This window comes from Vibrio rotiferianus CAIM 577 = LMG 21460 (assembly GCF_002741985.1).
Classification (GTDB): domain Bacteria; phylum Pseudomonadota; class Gammaproteobacteria; order Enterobacterales; family Vibrionaceae; genus Vibrio; species Vibrio rotiferianus.
The window spans coordinates 157,003-180,573 of sequence record NZ_APHW01000022.1 but is presented as its reverse complement, the minus strand read 5'-3'; the positions used below and the strand labels follow the sequence as shown (position 1 = coordinate 180,573).

Here is a 23,571-nt window from a genome sequence, read left to right as displayed (position 1 = left end):
CTATGGCACTAACCGTATTAAGAAATCCAATTGATAGTTTTTGGTATGACCAGAATTTAAAGCTGACCGCTAACCCATTTTTCATGAGTGATAAAGGCGATGTTTATTCTGACACTTGGCACTTTAAATTTAAACAAAACGGTAGCGTCACAACATTGGATTTCTCATGGTTTGATTTGCCTGTGTTTAACCGTGAATCCGTAGCGACCTATTTAAAGGATGGGTATGATTATCTTTTGAATGCGAAGGAATATGCAAAGTTAGTTTGTCTGAGTGTTATCAGCCCTGCTAGTGTTGATAAGGCACTTCCTGCTTATCAAATGATGCTGCACCTTTTCGTCTTGCTTAAGGAGAATAGCGCAACAAGCCTTACTACATCGTTATTGGAATCTTTTTGGACATCGTTTATGGGGAGAACGGTCAGCCAGTATGGATTTGTGAATCGTGTATCAACGCCTTCTTATCTGGGGGCGATTCGCCCAGTCCAATTCCATAAAATAAGAAACAACCTCAAAGCTCTTGGTGTGGTTGGTGTTATTGATTCCTCTCTAACAAGAAAGAAAATTGAAAAGAGCTTAGGTGAAGTCTGCCAATCACAATACAGCATCACGCTTGCTGAATTTAAAAAAGGCGGTAGCTTTAACTTTCTTGGACTTGAGTTGGGGCAATATTACGGTGACTATCTTAATCTTGTTTATCAAAACGACTTTCTGTATGCCTCCGTATGTAGGTTGGTATTTGAGAGTATCGACACTAAATATGGGATGAAGAGTTTAGATGTTAGTTCTTCTAATTCCCTTCGTGAAGTCATACTTACAGCAATATTAAGAAGTGTAGAGTACAAGCCTACTACCCACAGGGTAGGGATTAATTTTAATGCTCTTGCTGTGGAAGTGAAAGATGCGCTTTTTGAGGAATACTCGAAGCGATTTGAGTTGGTAACGTCTTTAAAAGACCAATCCATTGAAGTGTTAGTTGTTGAGTTAGGCTTATCCTCTCGAAGTGATTCAGTGGAATTAATTCGAATATTAATGCTGCAAAAATACTTAGGTTTGGAGGGGCATAAGACATCGCATGAGGTATGGCAAGGCTACTTACTTTCCTTAGATAAAACCTTTTTAGAGGCTGAATCTTTAAGCCAATTATCCGTAGATGAAGTGTACGTAAAAATGCAAACAACTGTCTCTAAGCAAAAATTGGGGAGGGAGCAGTTTTTTGCTGATATTGGCGCTTGGGCAAATAAAAAATTTTCTAATCAAGAGTTTAAAACGTATAAAGGCTTTAAAGCAGCTATAGATATTTCGTTTCATGCGATGACTAGCCTTGTTGTGGCGTGGACAGGCTATCGAAAATCTGAATTCGGTTTTCCATTGAGTGCGATACAATCTGAACTGAACTTGGATATTCTCGACAATGCCCATGTTCCATTTCGCTTCAAGCTTAAATGGTTTGTCCCTAAAACGGGCGGTTCAACCAAAATTAATCGAGAAATTACCTCTCAGTGCTATCAAGTTGCCGCACAATTAAATGAGGTGTTCGGGCATGAAGGCGATGAGCCGTGCCTATATTCTTATGCAGAACATACTGAAAAGGATAAAATTAATCAATCTGTTACATACATTGAGAATAGAGTTAAAGCGAGTTGGGAAGGCTTTGTTAGAGCGTACCAGCCTTTTAATGATGTGATTAAGCTCGATACCTTAAATAGCAAGCACATTACTCAGTTGACGATTTATGAGCAAAAAGAATTAGAATTGTTGTCAACCAAATGCAGTGTTGGTAGTGCTCGTTATAAGAATTTACTTTCTTGTGCTCAAGAGGTGAAAAAGGATTGGTTACGTCTTTCTTGCTCATCTTTTAATGGCTATCGAGCTCAAAAAGCACTGAAAGCCTCTCTTATTTTATTCTCTAAAGGTGAGCCTCTTGAAAATACAAAGCATCAAGAAGTCATCGAAAATTATCTTTCCGATCAAACTAAAGCGCTGCTAACCAGTGGCTCAGTGGATTTGAATGATAAGAAAACGATGAAGGATATTAGCTCTGAGTTATTAGAAGGTGTGCGTTATCCTTCCCCTCACGCTTTTCGTCATATATGGGCTGAATCAGTTCTCACACGCTATCAGGGTGATGTGGGTGCGGTCATACGCCACCAGTTTGCTCACCTAGATAATTCTTTCTTCATGGCGTATCTAAGAGATAAAGATGCTAGAGGGTTAATGCAATCAGCGAAGCAGCGTTACCTAAACTCATTGGTCGAGTTGCTGATTATAGAGTCAGAGCAAGTTGGTGAAAAATACGTAGGCGGTCTGGCACAGTTCGTGAAAAAAGCGACATCATTAACGCAAGTGAAAGATGATAATGGAATACTTGCTCTAAGAGAGGCGTTAAGTGGTCGTATCATTGATATTCAAGTAAATACTTTCGCTACTTGTATTCCTCGTGATGGTGCGGATTCTAGAGCAAAATGTTCGAAAATGGGGTCGTTAAACCCACAAGATGCCAAGCCTGAGTTTTGTCTGAATTGTACCAATGCACTCATCACGGAGGGTAATATCAAAGGGATATGGCAAGTGATTCAACCGATGGTAAAAGAGGCGTTACAGGAACACGCTTTTGGTTTCTTGTTAGAGGCACACCTACCAACACTTAAATCAAGCTGGAAGCGTATTACAGAGCTTAGAAATGAAAAGAATGCTGCCAGTGTTGACAAGATTTTAGCTGCAATTAGCAAAGCAATTGATGCTATAGAAAGCAAGAGTATGGAAGAGAAAAAACTGTATGCATAATGACTTTGAATTAGATGAGCTTATGTCGGATGAGTTTCTGGACTCGTTAAATGATGCCTTAGATAAATCAGAACAGAATGAACAACCTTCATGGGTGGTTAACGAACCCGAGCATACAACCCATAAAGCTTACCATGCCATTCTTGATTTAAAAAAGGAAGCCGAAGAAGCGATTTCAAGCTTTGGTGAGGTAGCAACAAATAAAACTAAGAAGTTCTACCAAATTAAAAAGTCTAACGTAGCCAAAGTCGTTGGTCGGTCAGCACAAAGTATTTTTAATGCGTCCTCATTCAGTAAAGACATTGAAGCCTTCTTTGATGATGTTAATCAAGAACTCTTAGAGATGCATGAGCTTGAGCAAAAGAAGCAATTAAATAGAAAGAAAAAGGGAATCAGAGTTAAGAAAAAAGAAGTCATTGTTCAAAGTCACCAATCTTTAGAAAAGAAGTACAATGAACTCAAAAGCCGCAGCACTAAAGAAACATTGGATTTAGCCTCAGCTAGCCTACCTATCGACTTAAAGAGAAAGCTAGGGCTTATATAAAACGTCCAAAAAGCTATCCGTTTAGTGATACTAAAGGTAATCCTGTAAATGCTAATTCAGGAAAAGCGCTAAAACGTTTGTGCCCCAAAACGTTCTAGCCTATGACTCAGGACTAATTTTTTTTGTCATTAATTGATCTACTTTTTCTAATGATTCAATATGGTTATGATTGAATAATAATGTAAGCCTGCATCTGTCTAGATGGTAGGTTGTGATTCACAGGAGTTAATCTGTCAGGGTGTCATTGAAGTTAACGCTTCATCGATAAGAACTGCGTTAGAGCCGAACACGGTAAGCATTCCTTTACGCCATTCCTTCTTACCTTGTTGCTCACTCTCATTTGGCTAACCCGCTATTTGACCAACTTTTACTGACGCATCTAATGTAACCGCTGCATTGAGAGAACATAACCAAACAGGAGCAACTTCGCTTGGACGAAATAGAAAAAATCATCAGTCGATACGACGAAGTGTATGTTGGAGAAAGTTTTAGAACACTAGAAGACATAAATAGATTTACGGGTACTTTCGTAAAGGATGTGGCCGAGATTTATGATTGCATTACTAGGGTTCGAAACATTGAACGTAATCCTACTGGCTTCAACTTAGAAGATGCGCCTATTTTGGGATTACTAACGAGGATCTGGAAGCTACTCAAGGAAGTTGTATTCTACTACGAACAGGATAATGCAGAAATTATAAGTATTTTAGAAAGGCCGTTAATCGAAGCAGCAGTAACTGCCGAATACTTATTATTAAGTGAACCGGAAGTAATTGAGGACTACAGAAAGTGCTCTTACAAAGACAGGTTGAGAATACTTCGTGAGTTAAAAGAAGGCTCTCGATTTTTTGAGACCAAGGCGGGAAAACGCCTTCTTAAGTCAGTTCAAGAAAAAATGGACTTGGAAGGTTTCACGGAAGAGGACTTCAAGGTACAGAAGACAAATCGATGGAAGCTTCAAGGTAAGAACTTTTTCGACATATTTAAGGAAATTTCATACGAGGATCTTTATAAATACACTTACGGCATGATGTCTGAGTCTATTCACGGTTCTTGGAACGAGTCTATGGACTGGTGTCTTCAAAAGAATGAGGACAAAACATTCTCTGTATACCCTTTTTATCATCCTGCCGATATAAGATATATCTGTCCCACACTCAAGTTTTGCAATGAGTCATACAGGCTATGGTTGAGACGGATCGATTGTGAAGACGAGAATATGACTAATATTCTCGACTGGATTGAAAGAGTTAACAATAGAGTATTTATGATATTTGATCAGAAGTATGACGGCTCAAATTGCTAGCCTCTAAGCTAAAGAGTTCTACCCCTCAGGCTGCTTAAGGCGTTTCTCTCAATGTGTAACACTGTTTTTAAGGAATCATTTTTATCGTGTCTAGTATTAATTCAGGTGATGGTGAACGTACTGCAATGCTGGGGTATGTTCCGCAGTATGAAATAGCAGCAGGCTTAATATATGAAGCTTTGCTTGATGGAAGTCTTGAATGGTTTCGAGTCGCCGATCCTGATGCTGGAAGCTTAGATGATATACTGATTGCGACTACTGGTAAGCTTGATGCGTATCAGGTGAAGTGGGCGGAATACACTGGAACAATTAGCTATGCAGATTTTGTAAGGGATAGTTCGACAAAGCAGGGAGATGAGAAGCTGAGCCTTTTCAGGCAACTTTCAGAGGGGTGGAAGCACTTAAGCACAAATAATAAAGATAGAATTGTAAAAGTTCATTTGCTTCATAAATCAGTACCTAGTTCAAGCTCTAAAGCTCAAATTCCTTTAGGCGACACGGCTCCCCGACATGCTCACTTTCAATCTTTCTTAAAAGAATGCTGGTTCGATAGACGATGGTGTGAAACAGGCTTAGATACAGTATCCGTGTGCTGGCAAAAGGCACTGTTGGATCTACAGAAACGGTCAAAATTTAATGATGACCAATTTTTGAATTTCATTCGCAACTGTGAGCTTGAATTCAACTATAAGCGACCAGCAGATATCCCTATAACTAATCAAGGACAAGCAAGAAAGCAAAAAGATATTGAAAAGATATATAACCTTTTGACGAAAATGGCTGGAGGTGAACGCCGAATTATTGAGCTGTCCAAAGATGATATGTTAGATAGGTTGGCGTGGAGTCATAGGTTTAAGCATAAGTTTGTTCATGAATTTCCTATCGATCGAACTTATCAAGGAATTGAAGAAACTGTTGGTTCTATATCTGATGTTTTATCACAAACCAAGCAGGGCTATGTCGCATTGCTTGGAAGCCCTGGCTCAGGAAAGTCAACAACGCTTACTCATACTTTAAAGTATAAAGCAGGATATAAACTAGTTAGATATTACGCATATGTACCCGATAGCACCTACCAAGGGCGTGGTGAAGCGACTACTTTTCTTCATGACATCACATTATCGCTAAGAAATCACGGCTTTCGTGGTGAAAGTTCCGGGCAGCCAGGCTCAAGAGAAGAGTACCTATCATTGTTAGGAGAGCAGCTTCAACAAGCCCATGACAAATGGAAAAATGATGGCGTAACCACCATCATAATGGTTGATGGGTTAGATCATATTCAGCGAGAACAAAACCCATTACAGAGTTTGTTGTCAGATTTGCCTCTCCCGAACACCGTGCCTGATGGAGTGATATTTGTTCTAGGTAGTCAAACGCTAGAGTTGAACGATCTTTCTGATACGATAAAGGAGCATGTCAGCCATGGAAGTCGAACCATTGTTATATCTCCTCTTACTCGGACAAATGTCTATGCAGCCATAAACGAATGGCCAGGCTGTTCCGACCTAACAGATGATAATAAGAAGAAAATTTTTGAAAAGTCATTAGGGCACCCACTATCTTTGGTTTATTTGCTGCAGTTTATTACTGGCGGATCGGGTAGGAGTTATGATGAAGCTATTGATGAATTTCCTCTTTACCAAGGGCATATTGAGCAAAGCTATTCAGTTTATTGGCGACAAATAGAGAGTAATCAGAAGCTTGTTGACTTGCTTGCGTTATTGTCAAGATTGAGAGTGCCAATAAACACTCACGTGCTTGAGAAATGGTCTGATCATTCAACTATTCGCGCTTTTATTTCAAGTGCAGCCCACTATTTCAAGAAGGATAGTGATGTAAGTTGGCGCTTTTTTCATAACAGTTTTCGACAGTTTATTTTAGATAAAACGTGCCGAAACCTATTTGGTAATTTTGATGATTCAAAAAATATTGAATATCACAAGGTATTAGCTAAACACTGTATTCAATCGTCTGAGGATAATGATCCAATGCGATGGGAGGCGGTTTACCACCTTTTTAATGCTCGGCAGATGCAAGCTGTAATTGATACAGGGACTCAAAGTTACTTTAGAGACCAGTTCTTTAATCTTCGGAATACTTCGAGTTTAACAGATGATATTGACGCTGTTCTATTGTCGGCTAAGGAGCTGAATGATCCACTTGCCGTAGTGAGATGTCTCTTAATTGAAAGTGAGCTTAGAGAGCGAAGAGACGCCCTTAATGAGGTTGATATACTTGCTCTCTTATTTTCATCGGAGGGAGTAAGTTCAGCGCTTAGTTACATATTCGATGGTGAGCTGCTAAGGGTAAGTGATTCAGAAGCACTCAAATTTTCTAAAGTTCTAGCGGAGAACAAATTCTTTAATGAAGCTAAAAGGGTCTTTGAATCTGCTGAGCCGCTAAGTTACTTGTCAGGTGGAGACGCTATTGAACCGCATCATGGGGGAGCTGAAGATTTGAAACGATGGGCTGATGTAGCTCATTATTTCATGCCGCTAGGCGACCTTGTCTCAACTATACACCAAACGAAGTGTGAAGTTGATGGTGTGGGATCATGGAGTGGAAATGATGAAGACCTACATGCTCGCTTAATGAGACGGTTGGTCAATGGTATCTATGAAACAAAAGACGAAGAAAAAATAACTGAGCTTTTCTATTTCTTGTCAGAAAAAAGGAAGCACTTTGATAGTCTTATAGATTTATGTGTCTCCATATGCATTAACCAATATCCATTGGCTTTGATAGACACCGCATTCGAGGCTGTCATTGATTGGTCTGAAAATAATGACTTGGATTTTTCAGAAAAGTTGTTGGTTGCTGAACTGGATTACAGATCCAATGGAAATATAGAAAAAGCTAAAGAATGGTTTGAAAATTTTGAACAGCCAAAACTTTATAAATATGGTGTTCATGGCCAATGGAAGAACCTAAGTCCATTCGCAGATAGAATTCGTCTTAACAGACTACGAGCGGCCCTAGGGCAAGATGTTGATCCTGTTAAAGTGGTTCCAAATGAAAGCGAAAAAAAGTATACAGGAAACGTCTTATTTGAACGTGCTTTAGTGAGGTTTTCAAGCATTTGGGGACGGGGTTGGGCTGGAGAGAAGCTGCTACCAAGTTTTATTGTTCAGGAGATAAAGCCATCATTTGAATTGTTACGAAAGCCTTATGATCAAACAAGGGATTGGATTGGGTGGTATGAGTTCGAATCAGCCGCTGTTGATTACTTTAACTTCGCAATAAGAGCTGCTGCTCAGCATGGACATGATTGTATTTTGGCTTTAGCCGATGCGTTTAGAAAAGATTGGGATAAACGGTATTGGCCGACTGGCTGGCGCAGAGAGATTGCTTTCACTTTGTATAAGGAAGGATATAGCAGGGATGGTTTAGTTGACGTACTGGATCAAATCGAAAAAGAGATCACCGATTTTGACGACATTCACTCTAAAATGTCTGAGTACTATGAACTTTCTATCATGTGGTCAACGATTGGTAAACCAGATCGAGCGGCTAGCCTGTTACCAAAAATCTTCAAAGGTTCTTTTGGAATATATCATAGGAAAGACAGGCAATTTTCCCATTGGGTATCGTGGTTAGGTAAGTTGATCAGTCAATATCCTGATTTAGCCTACGGCGAAATATGTCGATTTTCTTTGGCGTTAGTAGATTTGGAACAGTCGGGAAATGGTCGTGGTACGCAGGAAGCAGGACTTGATCTCATCACTATGACCACACGTTGGAATCCGGGATATGGTTTAAAGCTCTTGAGGTGGTTATTCGATCATAAAGGGCTTGATTATGCTCCGGGCCTAACAGGTTGATGTCTGGAATGCTTGATGGCTCTAGTCCGCCATTGAAAGAAATATCAGTGATGACGAGAAAGCTGCTGCTCCCTTTCGAAGAGTACAATCCTTCTGATCTGCCTAAAAAATTAGTGTCTCGGACCTGTCAATCCTCTGATGATAGGGTGACGGATGAGATAGAAAAGCTTATTGCATCTATCAATATACACTTATTGCCTTCAAATCGTTACTCGTGGTTAGAAGGGGTAGCGCTTGGCGTCAGGGAAGCGGGGTTGGACAATAGTTTTTATGCCTCAATGGCGATTTCTACTCCCCAGGAAAAGCATGTTACTCATGAACCTTCTCTGACACTAAATACAGGGGAAAAACTTACAGAAGAAGAGACTCAACTGAAAATAAATTCTCCTGAAAACCTTTTTCAGCTTCTTCGAAATGTGAAATCCGTTGAATATTTCCGCTGGATGAACTTAATTCAACCTTTTTTAAAAGGTATGAATGCCCCTCAATTAGAGGAACTCTACAAGCTCTTAAAGCCATTTAAGCCTGATAATAATGTTGTTTCTTGTATTGCTGGCGCATTGTCTTCACATGGTGAAGTGGATAAAGCGAACAGTTTATTAGAAGGTTTATTCGATAACTCAGATGCTAAAGGTTGGGATTTACATTGGGATGGGGGTTCTAGACAGTCGATATTTAGAACCCTTGTTGAAATTGATGCTAAACAGTGGCGCCCTAAAGCGCTCGCTTGTTTAGTTGATGATTACATTGGTGAATATAGGTATCCAAGCAGTTTAATTTGGAACTTACCAGAAATTGTCGATATCCTCTTTGAGGATAAAGATATCCTGCCCATTTGGAAGGAAATCAAAGAACATGCATACCAGCTAGACGCTTTTGAACAAGGGGCTGAGAAACCACCGGCACTGTTAGATGACATTGGCGAGAAGAAGGATGCTAGTTTACTCATTGAGTTTGCATTCGATATGCTTGATGTGGCTATTCCTGAATTAGGGGTTATGGCTCATCAGGCAATCGTTGACTTGGCTAAAATTGAAGCAAATTGGCCAGAAATTCTTAGGCAAGTAGCTCATAGAATAGACAAAATTGGATTGGCACAGGTAAAAGTAGTATCTTTGTTAAGTAGCTTAGCAAAGGATTTCAAAGGGTTTGTTCTTCAATTTGAGCAGGAAATATCTTCACTCTGTGCGTCGGAAGACTTTAGTGTGAGGATGATTGCCTTGGATTTGTCTAGTAGGCTAGAAATAAAAGGTCGGCTACCTCCATATGAACGCTCAAAGTTACCTTTGATATACGGATTGGAGTTACCAGAAATAAGTAATAAAAAGGAAGCTATTCCTTTTTCAGCTATCCGTCCTGGAGAAACACTTCCTGATGTTGATGACCCGATTGAGTTGCTTAGGCCTTTGATGACTGAAGCGAGGCTTGTGGCTGATATGTCAAACGTACCGTTTGAGAATTTAGCCTACAAAGTTTGTGAATTTATGAAAACTTTGATTCCAGAGAGTGAATGGAATAAGCAGGCTGAGGAAATTTATAGAAACTGGTTGGAAGGCGTTGGACTAAAGCTGACCTATCATCGACTGAGACCAAAAGTGGCTAAGCTAGCTCTCTCATATGCGGTATGCGAGTTATTGGATGCAGGGCGAATACCTCCTCAAGGAGTTGATCTTCTGCGAGCTATTTTCAAACGTAGTGATGAATTGTTATTGGGGCTTGAGCCCGCTATTAGACCAGAGTGCATTGTTGTTCCGAAAGCAAAAGATCGAGATGTATCTCATAATCACGATGAATGGTTGGGAAGTATTGAACAAGGTATTACACAATTTGTTGATCGTATAGACACTGGAAAACAAATTATTGGTGAGCTTACAACCTGGAGCTGGTTAGATTGGGATTTGCCGACGGAGGTTCGTATGTCTACAGTCTGTCATCCTGAATGGAATGATGATGTAGAAGTTACCTCACCTTATGCTTTCTTCCCAAGTATGAAGCATTGGTCTGCAAGCGATTACCCCAAAATAACTTTTGCTGATGAACCATCGTTGGTGATTTATGGTACAGGTGCTTACATTGATCATGGTGGCCTTGAATGGTTAGCGTTAAATCCAGCTATTGGCTTTTATCTAGGTTGGTCTGTTTCTGATGAAGGATTGTTTCGCTGGATTAATGAGAAAGGCGATGTAATGGTTGAAAGCATCTATTGGAAAGATGGTCCTATTTCTAGACAACCACCTAAAATGGATGATATCTGTTCAAATGGATGGCTTGTCATCGCCTCACACTCGGCAACTGAAAAAATTCGGGAAGTTATTGGCGAAGCGACAAAAGTAAACGCAGTTATACGTAGTTATGGTCGAGGTACATATGACCCTATAACTAGCGCCATCCAACAGAGGGTTAATTGGTAGTTACATTGGCATTTTGTTCATTGTTGCATATATGTGCTAGGGGTAGCTATTACCCCTAACTAAATTATATAGACAGAAGTGATTTTGTTATATCAAACGATGAAACCTTTAGCTTTAGCATACTTTTCCTAATCTGATCGAAACATTTTAGAGCAATAATACTAACCTGCTTTTGTCCAAAAATGGTTTATAAATTGCTAAAGATCGCCCCTGCATTTGCTATTAAAGAAGCTCACTCATTTCTGGCACACTGTCGGCTTGCGCTAACAAGTATTCACACTCTGTTTGGATGAGTGACACACATAGCTCTATGTGTTCACGCTCTCCGTCATCGATTCCTTGAGCTTCGGTAAGTCCAACCGTTTCCTTCAGGGCATTCTTTATGGCACCAGTGGTCTCTGCAATTATGGAAGCCATTTTGGTGCCTGAATAGCCGAGCAGAGCACCGAATTCAGCTAAATCATAGCTGGTGATAGGGCGTTTGAAGTTACCTTTCGGTGGATTTTGAAAGTCTTCACTTTCCCAATCTCCAATCGACATTGCAAAATATTGAGGGATACTGGCGGCACGCCCCTCATCAGCAGACAATTTACCGCTTCGTGAGTTACGTTTTGCTCCCTCTTGAGCGATAGCTTCTATGTTGACTAAATCATAAAAAGGGGCCAGTTCAAGGCCTTTAGGGGTGACGAAGAAGCTAATATTTTTACCATGAGCATCGTAGTTTAGTGTTGCTAAATTAAAGAGCATCCATTGGGTAAGCTTTAGGTTGGTGATTACCGTGTCTATGGTTTTGACGCTCAGTAGGCGTGGGAAGGAAACGCCATCACGCGTATATACACCATCGCCTTCATCCCCATTCTGACGCTCGTATTTGTAACCTGGAGGTAAGTCAGTCGCCTGACAGCCATCAATCACATGTTTTCGTTGAACGACATCACGAGCCTCGATATAGGCACGATCGAACCGCTCTATGATCAGTGTCCTAGTCTTCCCAATACGGGTTAACTCAACATTAGCGACGTCCCAACCTGCTAGCTTAGCTAATGTCATGCAAAAGAACTCATTCACAGCAATACACGGTGCTTTACCGCTTTCAAACTTCAGAATGTAGTTCGAACTTAGTTTTCCTTCACCAAATCCCCATTCATCACCGCGCTTAAGTAAGTTTAACTTGTTTTGCACACCGGCAACCGAAAGGCGAACCTTACCGTCCCAATACACTAATGGCGATAGATTTCGCTCTAGTCGTTCTATGAGCTCATCATCAGGGACAGCTCTAAAGCTGGTTTCCTCAGGTTCTGAGTTTGGAACTCGAAAAGATAATGCGCCAGATGTTTCCGCACCAAGCTTACGAATCAGCCCGAACGTGTTGCTTTTGGAGATCGTGGTGTTTTGTATCATCTCCTCAAAGGCTTCTCCTTCAGGAAGGAGATTTCTGAGATAGTTCTCGATACTACGTGGCGAAGCCTGATCATCGAAAAGGATGCGGGGCGAAATTGGGAAACCAGTGTGTTTCCATTCTTCTTCATAGATGAATGAGAACTCTGTTTCTGTTCCGACGGGGAGAGTCAAACGACCAATTTTGGTATTCGTACCGATAAACACGTCTAACTGTTGTAACTTACTCATACCAACCGTCCTCATTGCCTCTCACGCTGTTTTCAGCTTGGGAGGTTATTTGGTTATGTGGACGAACAAATAGGTTTAAATCGATAAGGCGTAACGATAGCCCTAAGATGTCCATGAGGACGAGTACATTGGCAAAGGTGACACTGGTATCGCCTTTTTCTACTTTCATGACTGTCCTACGAGATAAGTTGGCTTTTGAAGCGAGATCATCAATACGCCAGCCTCTATCGGTGCGTTTTGAGCGAATGGCGCTCCCCAGCGTTTCCATACTGAACTCGGTATTCAAATCAGGCATAGGTTGTGCCTTTACCATCTTACCTTTTTTCATAAGAGCCTTTTAATGTACTTTTGTCACTATTGGGTTCGTCCTGCTATATAAGTTCACTATAACTCACTTTTGTAGTGGTTGTATAAGAAATTATCTATAAGTGCAATTTAAGTTACTTATGGTAGGTTTGCCAGTTGCATGTTCGTTCCAATTAGTGGCAATCTGTTTTTGCTAAACTAGAGTAAGCGTGTCATAAAATCACCATGTGAATAGAATAAGGTTCTAAGCAGCAATGAAAGTTAAAATTGAGAAGACCTGTGATGGTGAAGCTTTCTTCAACATTCCAGAAATACTGCAAGAAGAATTGCAATGGGAAGAAGGCGATCAAATCGAATGGCTCGACAATAACGATGGCTCATGGACTTTACGCAAAGTTGAACTTGAGGATGATACCCAGTCGAAGTCTATAGAGTACATTCTTTCACAACACCCTACTTTAAAAGAGCAAATGGAGGATGTGTTTGAGGACTCTGGTTTGAGAGCAGAATGGTTAACTTCCGCAATTCCAGCGCTATCTGGTCTAACTCCGCTAGAAGTTGTGCTTAAAGGCGATTTAAAACGCGTTTTAGATGCATTAAATCGTATCAAGTATGGTGATTTTTCTTGAGATGTTTTTATCTCAAAAGATCAGGTTGATATGTTGATCCATTGGCCATCTCTTTCCGGATGAAGCCTACTTTGTAAGGCAGAGATACGCTATATGGGCTGGAACTAACACGCTTGCCCCCAATCATAGTGTGTCTAAGAGCCTATGTCGCAGAACCAAGCGGACCAACTTTCCCTGTTATGTCAGAAAAGTGGCTTTGTGACAAGACCATTGGTAGGTTTCCAGTTAAGCCGTATATCCGTACGTCAACTTATTGATCTCTTCTGTCACCAGAATGATACCGGTTTTTGTGTCACAGAGTGAAAGTGGTGTTTCGTTTTCAAACACCAAACTGGGTTTATTTAACCAGCGTAATGTCGCATCACGATCACCAAAATACTCATCTGCTTCTTTGACCATATCTGCAAGCATAAGAGCATGTTCACTGGCAGTTGGGCTTAGCGTTGCGTTCGGCTTTTTCATTTTTTGCTGGAGAGTACGTAGATTAACGCCAATAATTTTCGCGTAATCTGTCTTAGTCAGACCAAGAGTTAACATTCCTCTATCCAGCATTTCAACAGGAAGCCCTTGACGAATAATTTTTAGGCTATCGATTACGCTCTGAGCTTTACGCTTATCACCTCCAAGCATTTCATAAGCTGCACTGAACATTAAAGTACCTCCGAATCTAACTACACTTACACAATAGGTGTAATTAGATTATTTTAACACGGAAATGTGTCGAGGCTTGCTAGTTGCCTACATACTCTTTCCAATTAGTGGCAAGCTTGTTTTGCCACACTAGAACTAACCCAAATATCGTATTGCTGTATATGTTATAAACGAAAAATGGTTCATGAAAAACACCGAACAGTTACAACTGATGAATTGATAGAGTTGTTAGCTAGTACGAACTAGCGCGTCGGCACAACACATGAGAGGACTAAGATTTTGTTTCTAAGTATAATATTCGCATTGAGTTTAGCTATTGGTGCTTTTACTCTCTATTCGGAAAACGTTCACATTTGGCTCTCGAAATATATGGATGAATATGAAAAAGAGCTAGAGAAAAACAATCCAGAAGAGCTAAAAAAGCTGAAGAAAAAATACCAGCGTTAACAACCAATCACCTGATTCAACCGTAAATTTTATTAAATTTTCGGTTAATATTACCGCCATTCATGCCAGTTTTCTGGGAAATTCAGATTCAACCGTAAATGAGGTTAAATTTACGGTTATTACTCCTACCTACTAACTCAAGCTTTTGGGAAATACAAAGACAGGCAATACTAGTGGTTGGATGTCGCTTTTTACCATATGTGGACGCCCCGTTTGTTTCGATTGCAGATAGTGTCCAGAGGTGTGTCAGAAAAATTCACAGCAAACTCACCTTTGTCGAGTAGACGACACCTGTTACCAAGGGTCGTCCCTCTAAGAACCCAGCGTGCAACTTTCACCGCACTAGGCTCAAGCCTTCACTAAGGCACCGATTGGCACCCAGCAACTTATAAGGCAGCGAGAGCTGGCTCATGCCAAGAGTTACGGCATTGCTTCTTTGATTTTCTCTTTGCCAAGTATTCTTGGTATTGAGGATCAAAAGGCGTAGCAGCGCTCCTGATTTTCACATGTCTCTCTATTGGCACCTTGGCTATTTGAAACAGATTGAACTGACAATCCATATTCATGATCTTCTGCCAACCGTGAAATTGCCATTGGCCTTGACGGTTGATGAAGTACTTAAGGGCGATCCAAGTTCTGGATTTTGTTGGATGACGCCTTTTAGCCCAGTGCCATAACGTATGGAATAGCTTGTGACCTACATATCCGAATACCTGTTTAGCCACGCAGTGTCGATAGTAATTCGACCAGCCCCTTAGTTTCGGATTTATTAACTTGATTAAATCGTTAACGGGGATTGTTGCGTGCTTTTTGATGAGTTCGCGCAAGTTGGTCAAGAACAGTAGTGTGTTGGATTTGCTCGGTTTAATGAGCAATTTCCCTTTGTACTTCCTATGATTAAAACCTAGAAAGTCAAAACCACGGCTGATGTGGGTAATGTGCGTTTTCTCTTCGGAGAGTGTTAAGCCTCTTTCTGCTAAGAAATCAGCAATCAACGGTTTGATATCGTTCTCCAGTACTTCCTTTGAAGCACAGGTGACGACGAAATCATCGGCGTATCCAATAAAGTTGGCTCTAGCACCCTTTTGAGTGCAATAGACTTTATGCGTTGCTCAAGTCCTGCAAGCGTCATTAGCATCAAGGTTGGGGATATGACCCCGCCTTGTGGTGTCCCCTCGTCAGTGCGATAGAACAGCCCTTTGTCCATAAAGCCAGACTTTAACCATTGTTCCAACATGCGTTTATCTACGGCAATGTTGTTCATAAGCCATTGATGCCCGATTTTGTCGAAACAGGCTTTGATGTCTCCCTCAAGAACCCATTGTGCAGATTTCTTTAGTGCCAGACATTTGAAGCACTGAGCGATTGCATCGGCAGTACTGCGGTTTGGTCTAAATCCGTAACTATTAGGGTCGGCAAGTGTTTCTGACACTGGCTCTAGTGCAAGAAGATGAAGCGCTTGCTGCGCTCTGTCAACCATACAAGGGATACCAAGTGGTCTGAGCTTACCGTTTTTCTTGGGGATGTAGATACGCTTGAGCGGTTTGGCTTGGTAAGCTTTTCTGCTCAATTGACTGACTGCTTTCATACGGCGCATATCCGTGTTCCAGATGACGCCGTCTATTCCAGGCGTTTTACTGCCTTTGTTTTGAGATACCCGCTTAACAGCAAGAAGTTTTGCCGAACGCGAGTGAGTTAGTATCCACTGCAACGCTTTCGCTTTGCCGTGTTTACCTTCTCGTGTTGCCTTTGCAATACGCATCTGAAGCTTTAAAACATGGGATTCAACGGCTTTCCAGTTTATGGATTGCCACTGAGCACTGTCAGGAGAGGCACTAATCTCTTTTGAAATCATCATTTGCGTTTCTCCTTGAATAAAGTTCTTCAAATTCTCTTGCAACGGAAGACCTGTCGGAAGTCAGCTCACTTTCGTGCCAGATAGGTATCTGTATCTGCATCGTTACAATGCAGCCTTCGCTTTTTCCAACATCCTCTACCTGCATCACTATCGGTCGCAGAGACTTTCCCAGTGGGAGTGATACAGGCTTACCGTGTTCCGTATGTCGCGCAATGTCAGTTTAGATGCCCGCTATGGTGCGGAGAGTTCAACGATCACGAAAGAGCATGGGGCAATCCCTTTCCGACTCTCGTGCCTTTTGGCTACAGCGTGTTAACCACTTCCGCTGTTTCACAACATAACGCACCTTACGCGGATTCACTTATGTTCATCATGCTGACTACCTAGCACTCACCCGATGTTGTGGTTATCAGGAGGATCGTCCTCTCACGACTTCAATCCCGATTGGAAAATACCAACCTTAGTTACATTGTCAGAGCCGCTACTTTATTCAGGCTCCTAGGTTCATCTGGTGATACAGATGGTTCACTCGTTGAGCGGTGAACAGCGCTTCATACGACATCACGTCGCACGCCCCTTTATTGTTTAGAGTTGTTACTCTTATCATTTCTGAACAATCCCATTTAAACAAATATTACTAATGCCGGTTTAGTCCAACTGACTACATAAAGGATGGTCACACACGGATTATGGGTAACAGAAAAATCGCTGTATTAATTGTGGAATTTTTTCTAACGTAATCAGCGATTGTTGGGGTCAGCTTCACCGATAATCTCAACCTTTCTAGCCACTTCGTAGATCTAAAAATGATCTATGCACTCTAGTTCAATTCTCATTTCAGTTACAATGCCGCCAACTAAACGATACGTAACTGAAAAATCATGATTGAACCACGACAGCAAGAATTAAATAAGCAACTTTGGAATATAACCAACACCCTTCGTGGCAGCATGTTAGCAGACGATTTTCTCGGCTATCTCTGTGGTCTAATATTCTACAAATATCTATCAGATAAGCTAAATCACTACGCTAATGAATTGCTTTTGGAGAACGGAATCCAATTCGAGCAAATTGATGAAGTCAGTAAAGAGGGTCAAGAGCATTTAGAAGCGATTAAAGAAGAAGCTTTAAACACGCTAGGTTATTTCTTTAAGCCGTCTGGGCTGTTTCATGTGCTTGCTAAAGCGGGAGCTAACGGTGAGTTTATTCTTGATGCTGTGCATGATGTTCTTTATGACATCGAACAAAGTAGCATGGGTTCAGGTTGTGTTGATGACTTCAAGGGCCTATTCGAAGAACTAGACTTCACCTCTAACAAGTTAGGCAAAACGGCAGATGCTCGTAATAAGCTGATTGCCCAAGTGCTTGAGCAATTAGATGGTATCGATTTACATTTGGACAACAATGAAGTTGATATTCTTGGGGACGCCTACGAATACCTAATAGGTATGCTTGCCAGTGGTACTAGCAAAAAAGCTGGTGAGTTCTATACACCACAAATGGTCTCTAAGTTACTGGCTAAATTAGTAACCCTTGATAATCCAGACATAGAAACAGTATATGATCCAACTTGCGGTTCCGGCTCTTTATTACTACGTGTAGCGAAAGAAACAAACAATCCAAACTTAAAGTTCTATGGGCAAGAGATCAACTCAAACACTTATAACTTGGCTCGTATGAATATGCTTATACATGGTATTCCATGTAGCCGCTTCGATATCAAAAATGGCGATACTTTAGAGTCACCATATCACCTCAATCAGCGATTTGATGCCGTAGTAGCTAATCCACCATTTAGTATGCGTTGGTCGGCAAGAGAAAGCTTTCAGAACGATATTAGATTTTCTGAATCTGGTTTGCTTGCTCCCAAGAAGGCGGCTGATTTTGCTTTCATTCAACACATGATCTATCAGTTAAATGAGACTGGGTCTATGGCAGTAGTTACCACATTAGGCTCCTTATTTAGAAGAGGTGCCGAAGGTGAAATACGTAAATATTTGGTCGATGAGGGGCTTCTCGATATGGTCATCGGCCTGCCTGAGAACTTACTATCCTATACATCTATTCCGACCTGTGTTTTGGTTTTTAGAAAAAACCGCAACGCTGATGCCCCTATTTTATTTATAGATGCTAGTCAGAAGGTTGATAGGTCTAAGCGAATACCAACATTATCTGAAGAGGGTTTAAACAGTATTCTTGAATCAGCAGAGAATCGCCTTGAAGTAGAAGATTTTTCAGCTTTGATAACTAAAGAGGATATAGTTTCTAATGAATATAATTTAAACATTCCCCACTATGTTGATGTGGTGAAGCGCATTACCTTGAAGAGCTTCGAGCACTACCACTCTGAGGTGCAAAAGCTGAATGCAGAGCATACGGTATATCGCGGAGTTAAGGATTGTGACTTCAAGCTTGAGCCGTCGATTATGCGGTTAGGTTATAGTGATGAAAATGAGTTGATTAACGCTGAGAAAAGGCTTTTCAAAGCATTTAAGCAGCAGGCATTGCCTCACCTAGAATACACCCCAAAAAATGACTGGGAGTGGTTGGCTTTAGCACAACATCATGGTTTACCAACAAGGCTGCTAGATTGGTCGAAGAATCCGCTTATAGCACTATATTTTGCAATTGAAGAAGAAACAAATTCAGATTCAGCAATCTATGTGCTGATTGACCGAAAAGACCCTGTTGATATAGAAAAATATGAGTCACCTCTAGACCTTAAGCCGCACGATGATGTTCGGAGATACATTCCCGATAACCTCACACCAAGAATAATCGCACAGAATGGTCTTTTTACCGCTCATACGAACCTTATGGCTGCCTATAAATCAAAACAGATGAAAATATTTATCATTCCAAATGCACTCAGAAGCGATTTGAAAAAACAATTATCTATCTATGGTATCAATAGATTTTCTATTTACCCTGGACTAGATGGTTTAAGTAGTCATCTAAAGTGGCTTGAATCTAAAAACTTACATTAATTGCGGACACCTCATGGTTGAACAATACCAAAAAGAACTAAAAAGCAGCTTTGGAACATCGCAAATACGCTTCGTGGTAACATATCTGCTACTTCTGATCTGATGACTTCCGTGATTACATACTTGGCCTAAATCTTCTACAAATACCTTTCAGTGTAGTGACACGCTGCAAATACCTCCCTGTAAGCTCGAAGCTAACTTACATGTGAGCGTTCTAAAGGTAGGTATGGGAGACTCCGAATACTATCGAACCAACTCCCTAGAATAAAATGGGCTAGGGTTATCCCTAGCCCGAACATACACATCAAATTCTGTAAATTTCTTTTCTTGTTGAGAATGCTCTTCTACCACCCTCAAGTATTTCACAGCATTGATCTTGAGTTTCTCTGTTGTCAATTGACCCCATGCCAACGATAGAAGATTTATCATTAGACGCAACAAGCGGTATCACTAACTCAGCGTCACCAAGAACTCCTATGTTTGAGTTGTGTGTGACAACGATAATCTGTCTTTTCTCTTTACACCTACGAAGATTAGAGACCACGCTATTGAAGATGAACTCTGAATCTAGGTTATCCTCTGGTTGGTCGATGATTAGAGGAAGATTACTGTCTGATTGGATGAGGATAGACAACATAATTGATTGCTGCTGTCCCAAACTCAACTCACTGATATCTTTAACATCTGCGTCTCGTTGAGATTTGTTATGGCGTGTGACAGTCAATTTAGGTCTTTCTCTAAATGGGATAGATAGAACTTTCTCTAGTGTTAAGCCACAAATTTTCGTCTTAACATCTTCAATCTCAACTTCGCTCAACCCTAGCGTAGATAAGAAATCATATTTCTTGAATTTCATATTCTTGTAAAACTCAAGAGGTGATATTGAATTGGCAATTTTGTCACTATTTGCCCATCTATACCATCCAGTAGCAGTTTTGATGAATGTTGAGAACTCTTTGGATAGATACCCCACACCAACTTTTGCTTGTACAAACAATCCATCAACAGAACCAGATAAATCTTGGTTAACTCGTGTACAAAATCCCAGTCTGTGTTTCTGTATTTCTTTGCTAATTCTATCTCGTTCTTTAAAAAGGTTTGCTCTCTCTGTTTTGATTTCTTTTAGCTTATTGGCTGATTTTTGAATATCTTTTTGTCTTTGTTGAAGTCTAGTAATGTCATTGGATAGAGTGATAAATTTCCCTTCATCATAGGGGATTTTCTTATCGTCTAATTCTTTCTTTTTGATTTCAATCTGTTGCTTCGCTGTTCCTTCTTTGTCACGCCAAGCTCTAACCTCATTTCTGAGTACGATCAGTTTTTGTTCTAGCTCTTCACTTAGCTCTTTTTGGTGTCTGTCAACGATATCAGAGAACTCTTGGACGATACCCAATACATTATCGACATGATCTTTACCAACATGAACTTTGGTTCTATCTATGTTGAGTAGTTCGGTAATTTCATCTTTATCAGATAAGACTTGCTTATATCTTTTGCTCAATGCACCGAGTGATTCCTCTAACTCTTTTCGTAGTGCCTCTTCCTCTACCAAACTAGAATGAAGCCTCATTAACTCACCAACATTCTGTTTTTCGTATGCGGATTTCTTGCTCTGTAATTCTTGTAGTTCTTTGTCTACATTAGATTTTTCGGCGACTTCATTAGTTAAACTCTGTAACTGCTCGAAATTTGTAGATATTTGTACTATTTTTGAGCGATCTTCATCTTTTAGGTGCTGAACATTTGTAAAACCATCGAAGAATTTCAGAAGCTTTTTGTCTTTATCGTCCTCATCGCCATTACTTGAAAATGTAGTAAAACCTTGAGAGTAAGCTTCCAAAGGAACTTGAGAGTTGATCTCATTAGAATCTCCATCTATGCAAGTCAAGTCGCCGTGTTCAAGAACGTATTTGAACTTCTGACCAGCTTCATTTTCGTATGTCAGTTCAATTTTTGTTGGCCACGCATTACTTCTTTGGACTGCGGTGGTATCCACAGGGTTGTTTGATGCTTCTTGAATAGCGGTCACAAGAGTAGATTTACCTGTACCGCGACCACCAATAATACAGTTCATATTATTACTTAGTTCGATAGACATCCCATCAAGTATCCCTCCAAATGCTTTGATTTCTTTGAATCTCGGTAGGGCGATAGGTACATCATCCTCAAGCCTAACCCGAGAATCATGACTCATCAGGGCAATTCGTAATCCATCGAAACTTAATTCATCTAACTTGAAACGGGTTAGGCGATCAGCACCAGATGCATTTTTACCAAATGCATTCATAGAATGGGCATCTGAAGACATCACTTTGGCTAACTTATAACAGTCAGGTAAGCCAAGAATTTGGTTTCTTTTCTTCATGGCATGTTTTCTATCTGGATTATCATCATCCTGTGTATAGAAATTTACCGATTCATGATTTCTGATTTCTAACGCTAATATTGAGGGATGTTGAAAGGCCAAATCGAAGATCTCGTTGAACTTGCCAATGGTTAGTTCGAACCCAGAATCAACCTCAATATGGGCTAACATACCGAAACCATTATATTTTTTGACATACTCTAAACACTCGTAGATTCCTTGCGTTGAAAATTTCTTATCGGGGTCGAAGTTCAGTTTACCGTAGAAGTTTTCTAGATCTTGGGTTGTGGCGAAGTAGGCGAGTAGATGCCCTTGAGTTGTGGATATTTCTATTCCTGGAACAACGAGTAAGTCTTCTTTGTCTTTAGCTATATTTACCGCATCAATAGAATTGCTAATCTTGTTGTGATCAGTGATGCTTATGATTGAAAGGTTTTTCTCTATTGCCTTTGCAATAATATTTTCTGGCGTCATCTGACTATCAGTGACATCATATGAACCGGCAGAACCATAACTGTGAATGTGGAGATCTCCACGATGAAACCTAGCTCCAAAAGTCATATAACATCCAACCTTTCAATTAAAACAGAAACTTAATCCATTTTAACGGAACAGATCGTTTGTGTCATTTATTGCTGAGAAATTGGTTGCACTTAATCTTCCCCAGCAGTATAAGCCTCACTTCCGTTTCTAGCGTCCCATTCGTAGTGACAAGATTTCTCATCTAGTGGGAGTATATTTTCGACTCTATCCTCATGACATGATGTTTAGATATAAATGCTGGGGTTGACTATTCTTTGAAGCTCATATCACAACAATTCTCCGCCTCAAAAAAAGCCTTTCCCCCACAGAATCTAATGCCAACTGGCTTGGTTTGATTGAAGCGCGAAAATGATTTTTGTCCAGAGGCTTCATAGGCTTGAAGTTTTACTGGTGGCACTTTCTCAAAAAGTGCCACTTAGCTCAGATCTGCCCCAAAGTTTGTTTCAGCGCATTCGTTCTAACGGCAGTCTAGCTGAGTTTGCTATACTGCAACTAATCTAAATATCCTGTCAGGTTGTATGCGATGAGCAAGAAAAAGTTGACCGAAAAAGAGCTGCTAGAAGGGATGACTCCTTATAATACTCACAGTGATTTGCTTGCAAAGAGCGAAACAAAACCTGATTGGATATCCTTCGCCGACGGGGGAGAATGGGTTACAGATGATTTCATGGCTGACCGAAATGAGGTTTTCGATGAACCTAGTTCAGATTTGCTGAACCCTAATATTTTTCTTTCAAACCTCAAGTTAGCACTTGATAGCCTTCCAGATGGTGATATTGAGTTTTGTGACTTGGGCAATGAAATTGGTCGAGTCATTGCTAATTTGAACTCACCAAATAAGGCACTCTTACGTGAAGTAATTTATGGTGTTGAACATGGTTTTGACATGATTAGCAAAGAAGGAGGAACTTCGAATGAGTAAGCTTGATGAATGGGTCGACAACAATATGACATTAACCAGTATCATCATAATGGTTGTGGGTTTAACACTTGGATACATCCTTTTCTAGTATCAATTACTAAGGTTTCGAGGAAAACCTCAGTTGTTGCAAATTCTGCCATAACTCCAACCTTCTCATTGTGCAACAGCCTGTTGCACAAATCAGTCAAAATCAAAATTGCCCCAAAGTTAGTTTGACCAATTTTACGTTGCCGCTTTAGACAAGACAAACCCAATCTAGAGAAAAACTTGACGGTACATTGAGCTAGCCACTAGAAGAGAGTCAATCATTTGCATATTATACAATTAAGTTTAGAGTAAATTTAATTATCAATAGTAGGGTTAGAA

At 40.5% G+C, this 23,571-nt stretch carries 13 protein-coding genes and 2 pseudogenes; 10 read left to right on the top strand and 5 right to left on the bottom strand.

Features of this window, described 5'->3' with window-relative positions; genetic code table 11:
• Window positions 1–2 precede the first annotated feature (2 nt).
• The 5 genes from B853_RS11350 (at window position 3) to B853_RS26460 (ending at window position 10,868) form a co-directional block, all read left to right on the top strand.
• Entirely contained in the window at window positions 3–2,786 is a 2,784-nt protein-coding gene (locus B853_RS11350) for a hypothetical protein (protein ID WP_038885211.1), read from the top strand.
• A complete protein-coding gene (locus B853_RS11345) occupies window positions 2,779–3,330 on the top strand; it encodes a hypothetical protein (RefSeq protein ID WP_038885212.1) in 552 nt (183 codons plus the stop codon). The genes B853_RS11350 and B853_RS11345 overlap by 8 nt, the downstream gene beginning before the upstream one ends.
• Window positions 3,331–3,760: 430 nt before the next feature.
• Complete coding sequence (locus tag B853_RS11340) at window positions 3,761–4,636, top strand: DUF5677 domain-containing protein (protein ID WP_031852475.1); 876 nt, start codon at window positions 3,761–3,763, stop codon at window positions 4,634–4,636.
• 86 nt (window positions 4,637–4,722) lie between these two features.
• Window positions 4,723–8,457: an ATP-binding protein gene (locus B853_RS26465; RefSeq protein ID WP_249027412.1), complete on the top strand. Its 3,735-nt coding sequence runs from the start codon at window positions 4,723–4,725 to the stop codon at window positions 8,455–8,457.
• Window positions 8,457–10,868 carry a hypothetical protein gene (locus B853_RS26460; RefSeq protein ID WP_143700788.1) on the top strand — a complete coding sequence of 804 codons (2,412 nt, stop codon included), beginning with the start codon at window positions 8,457–8,459 and terminating at the stop codon, window positions 10,866–10,868. The genes B853_RS26465 and B853_RS26460 overlap by 1 nt, the downstream gene beginning before the upstream one ends.
• 222 nt (window positions 10,869–11,090) lie before the next feature.
• Here B853_RS26460 and B853_RS11325 read toward each other — a convergent pair whose 3' ends face one another.
• Together B853_RS11325 and B853_RS11320 are read right to left on the bottom strand one after the other, a co-directional pair.
• Window positions 11,091–12,497 (bottom strand): HipA domain-containing protein, encoded by a 1,407-nt coding sequence (locus B853_RS11325; RefSeq protein ID WP_038885214.1) that lies wholly within the window; start codon window positions 12,495–12,497, stop codon window positions 11,091–11,093.
• On the bottom strand, window positions 12,490–12,825 hold the full coding sequence (locus B853_RS11320; RefSeq protein ID WP_038885216.1) for a helix-turn-helix domain-containing protein: 336 nt from the start codon (window positions 12,823–12,825) through the stop codon (window positions 12,490–12,492). Before B853_RS11320 ends, B853_RS11325 begins: the two co-directional genes overlap by 8 nt.
• 232 nt (window positions 12,826–13,057) lie before the next feature.
• On the opposite strand from B853_RS11320, the gene B853_RS11315 reads away from it, so the two are divergent.
• Window positions 13,058–13,432, top strand: coding sequence for an MbcA/ParS/Xre antitoxin family protein (locus B853_RS11315; protein ID WP_038885217.1), 375 nt, complete (start codon window positions 13,058–13,060; stop codon window positions 13,430–13,432).
• A gap of 225 nt (window positions 13,433–13,657) precedes the next feature.
• Here B853_RS11315 and parS read toward each other — a convergent pair whose 3' ends face one another.
• Window positions 13,658–14,083 carry a type II RES/Xre toxin-antitoxin system antitoxin gene (gene parS, locus B853_RS11310; RefSeq protein WP_038885218.1) on the bottom strand — a complete coding sequence of 142 codons (426 nt, stop codon included), beginning with the start codon at window positions 14,081–14,083 and terminating at the stop codon, window positions 13,658–13,660.
• 279 nt (window positions 14,084–14,362) lie between these two features.
• On the opposite strand from parS, the gene B853_RS26015 reads away from it, so the two are divergent.
• A complete protein-coding gene (locus tag B853_RS26015) occupies window positions 14,363–14,530 on the top strand; it encodes a hypothetical protein (protein WP_167411364.1) in 168 nt (55 codons plus the stop codon).
• Between the two features lie 386 nt (window positions 14,531–14,916).
• On the opposite strand, the pseudogene ltrA reads toward B853_RS26015, so the two are convergent.
• Window positions 14,917–16,388 (bottom strand): annotated as a pseudogene (ltrA, locus tag B853_RS11300) (group II intron reverse transcriptase/maturase).
• 881 nt (window positions 16,389–17,269) lie between these two features.
• Between ltrA and B853_RS11295 the strand changes: the two are divergent.
• Both B853_RS11295 and B853_RS26900 read left to right on the top strand, forming a co-directional pair.
• Window positions 17,270–19,375 (top strand): type I restriction-modification system subunit M, encoded by a 2,106-nt coding sequence (locus tag B853_RS11295; protein ID WP_081641195.1) that lies wholly within the window; start codon window positions 17,270–17,272, stop codon window positions 19,373–19,375.
• A 13-nt stretch (window positions 19,376–19,388) separates the two neighbouring features.
• Window positions 19,389–19,528 (top strand): annotated as a pseudogene (locus tag B853_RS26900) (type I restriction-modification system subunit M N-terminal domain-containing protein); the annotation flags it as partial.
• Window positions 19,529–19,679: 151 nt separating this feature from the next.
• On the opposite strand, the gene B853_RS11290 reads toward B853_RS26900, so the two are convergent.
• Window positions 19,680–22,301: a TrlF family AAA-like ATPase gene (locus B853_RS11290; protein WP_038885219.1), complete on the bottom strand. Its 2,622-nt coding sequence runs from the start codon at window positions 22,299–22,301 to the stop codon at window positions 19,680–19,682.
• Between the two features lie 505 nt (window positions 22,302–22,806).
• On the opposite strand from B853_RS11290, the gene B853_RS11285 reads away from it, so the two are divergent.
• Window positions 22,807–23,205, top strand: a complete 399-nt coding sequence (locus tag B853_RS11285; protein ID WP_038885220.1) for an AbrB/MazE/SpoVT family DNA-binding domain-containing protein — start codon at window positions 22,807–22,809, stop codon at window positions 23,203–23,205.
• Window positions 23,206–23,571 lie beyond the last annotated feature (366 nt).

Coding starts and splice junctions, on each gene's coding strand:
- B853_RS11350 (WP_038885211.1), top strand. CDS start 3: ATGGCACTAACCGTATTAAGAAATCCAATTGATAGTTTTTGGTATGAC.
- B853_RS11345 (WP_038885212.1), top strand. CDS start 2,779: ATGCATAATGACTTTGAATTAGATGAGCTTATGTCGGATGAGTTTCTG.
- B853_RS26460 (WP_143700788.1), top strand. CDS start 8,457: ATGTCTGGAATGCTTGATGGCTCTAGTCCGCCATTGAAAGAAATATCA.
- B853_RS11325 (WP_038885214.1), bottom strand. CDS start 12,497: ATGAGTAAGTTACAACAGTTAGACGTGTTTATCGGTACGAATACCAAA.
- B853_RS11320 (WP_038885216.1), bottom strand. CDS start 12,825: ATGAAAAAAGGTAAGATGGTAAAGGCACAACCTATGCCTGATTTGAAT.
- B853_RS11315 (WP_038885217.1), top strand. CDS start 13,058: ATGAAAGTTAAAATTGAGAAGACCTGTGATGGTGAAGCTTTCTTCAAC.
- parS (WP_038885218.1), bottom strand. CDS start 14,083: ATGTTCAGTGCAGCTTATGAAATGCTTGGAGGTGATAAGCGTAAAGCT.
- B853_RS11295 (WP_081641195.1), top strand. CDS start 17,270: ATGATTGAACCACGACAGCAAGAATTAAATAAGCAACTTTGGAATATA.
- B853_RS11290 (WP_038885219.1), bottom strand. CDS start 22,301: ATGACTTTTGGAGCTAGGTTTCATCGTGGAGATCTCCACATTCACAGT.
- B853_RS11285 (WP_038885220.1), top strand. CDS start 22,807: ATGAGCAAGAAAAAGTTGACCGAAAAAGAGCTGCTAGAAGGGATGACT.